The sequence below is a fragment of the Zavarzinella formosa DSM 19928 genome (genome assembly GCF_000255705.1).
Lineage (GTDB): Bacteria > Planctomycetota > Planctomycetia > Gemmatales > Gemmataceae > Zavarzinella > Zavarzinella formosa.
In genome coordinates this window covers 7115-9494 of the sequence record NZ_JH636445.1, presented here as the reverse complement: position 1 = coordinate 9494, position 2380 = coordinate 7115, and the positions used below count along the sequence as shown (strand labels likewise).

The 2380-nt window shown below is 59.4% G+C and carries 2 protein-coding genes; one reads left to right on the top strand and one right to left on the bottom strand.

The features are described 5' to 3' along the window. The coding region (locus BGIM_RS53485; RefSeq protein WP_193789030.1) for an outer membrane protein assembly factor BamB family protein at nt 1-949 on the bottom strand (949 nt) is incomplete at its 3' end. Between the two features lie 229 nt (nt 950-1178). Here BGIM_RS53485 and BGIM_RS66650 point away from each other — a divergent pair. Continuing rightward, nucleotides 1179-2380: CotH kinase family protein (locus BGIM_RS66650; protein WP_202947346.1), on the top strand; the 1202-nt coding region annotated here is incomplete at its 3' end.

The window sequence follows — 2380 nt, the reverse complement described above, 5'->3', positions numbered from 1 at the left end:
CGGGGGGAGCGCCGCCGCCGCCCGGCCGACCGCCGCCTCCACCCCCTGCTCCGGCGCCGACGAACAGGGTGTCTTCGTTGGCCACCGGGGAGACGGAGCATTGGCCGCCGCCGATGTTGAGTTCCCAAAGGAGTTTCCCGTCAGCCGGGTTGTAGGAACGCACTTTGCCGCCGAGGGCGACGACTTCCGTTCGTTTTGAGTTCTTCCAGACCAACGGCGTGGACCACGTTGATCGTTCGCTCCGGGAGATTTTCCAGAGTTCGTGGCCGTCCTTTTTGTCGAGGGCCACGATGAAGGACTTTTCCTCGTTGTCGCATTGGATAAACAGCCGGTCGCCGTCCAGCACCGGGGAACTGGCCGTGCCCCAACCGGCCTGCATCGGGAAGACACCGAGGTCTTTCTTCCAGAGTTGTTTGCCCGCCAGATCGTAGCAGAACAGGCCGTGCATGCCGAAGTAGGCGTAAATCCGCTCGCCGTCCGTCACCGGGGTTTCGGTGGCGTAAGTGTTGGAACTGTGCGTCGGAATCTTCGGCTTCGCGTCGATGGCCGTTTCTTTCCAAAGTTGTTTGCCGGTCGCCAGATCGAGGCAAATCACTTGGAATTGATGGGAGGTCGTCGGGGCGCCACGACCTTTGCCCATGCCGCCCCCGCCGGGACCGCCGCCGCCAAAACCGCCGCCAGCTCGGGGCTTGGACTGGTTCTCCGTGACGACCGTGGTGACAAACACCTTGTCCCCCACGATGACCGGGGATGACCAGCCCACGCCGGGCACGTCGATCTTCCATTTCAGGTTTTTGCCGGCCGCCCATTCAGTCGGGAGTGATCCCCCTTCGACAACGCCGTCGGCTTTCGGGCCACGAAATTGCGTCCAATCCGCGCTTTCGCCGAGGGACGGCAACATCAGGGCCAAACCGCCGAGCAGCGTCGCCGCCCGCAATCGAATCAACATGAGAAACTCTCCGAGGGAATAGAGCCATTCGTGGGACTTGTGGAGGCAGCCTACCCCGGCAAACATGAGATTGCCATGAGAATTGACGAGTCCGAAAAATGGATTCTCATCTTTCCACATCGTTTCTTCATCTTTCATCCGATAGGGTATGGGCATCGCCAGCAGACAATCTGTCTGTCAGCACCATTGGAGCGATGGACTCCAGCACATCCACAGGACGAGAAGGACGATGAACAAACGACGGTTGGCGGCCTTAGTGGTCGCGGGATTCGGGGTATTCATACTCGCAAGTCCTCCCGAGGGATTCGGCCAGGGGGGAAAGAAAGACGGCCCCGACGACAAGCAGGATTTTCCCGGAGCCAAAGGAGGCTTCGGCCCCGGCGGCAAGGGAGGCGGCTTCGGCCCGATGGGGGGACAGGAACGCAAGATTGTCAAAGATTTCGACAAGAATAATGATGGCTGGCTGAATGCCGAGGAGCGCAAAGCCGCCCGTGCCACCGCCAAGGGGGGCGGGGGTGGTTTCCGTGGCCCGAAGGGAGGATTCGGCAAGGGCGGGGAAGCCGGAACGCCCGGTCCGAAAGTGGCGGTCGCCGACGCCAAGACTTATCCGGATGCGAAACTATACGAGCCGAATGTTCTCCGCACGTTGTTCTTGGAATTTGAAAACAAAGACTGGGAAAGCGAACTGGAAGACTTCCACGGAACCGACGTGGATGTGCCCGCCACTCTGATCGTGGACGGCAAGAAGTATCCGAACGTCGGCGTGCATTTCCGGGGGATGTCCTCCTACGGGATGGTCTCGGCCGGTTCCAAACGCTCCTTGAACTTGGCTGTTGACCTCGCGGACGACAAGCAACGACTGTACGGCTACAAGACCCTCAATTTGCTGAACTCCCATGAAGACCCGACCTTCATGAGCACCGTCCTCTATTCCGAAATCGCCCGGAAATACCTGCCGACGCCGAAGGCGAACTTCGTGAAGGTCGTCATCAACGGCGAAAGCTGGGGCGTGTACGGAAGCGTTCAACAGTTCAACAAAGATTTCACGAAAGAGAATTTCAACAGCTCGAAGGGGGCTCGTTGGAAAGTTCGCGGCAGCCCCGGTGGCGGCGGCGGGTTGGAATACCTCGGCGACAACGTCGCCGATTACAAACGCCGATATGAGATCAAATCGAAGGACGACGACAAAGACTGGAAAGCCCTGATCGCCCTTTGCAAAGTTCTCAACGAAACACCGGCTGACAAACTGGAGGAAGCCCTCAAGCCGATGCTGGACATCGACGGCCTGCTGTGGTTCCTTGCCCTCGACGTGGCCCTCATCAACGGCGACGGCTACTGGGTGCGGGCCAGCGATTACAGCATCTACATGGATGAAAAGAAAATCTTCCACATGGTCCCGCACGACATGAACGAAGCCTTCCGTCCCGCCTC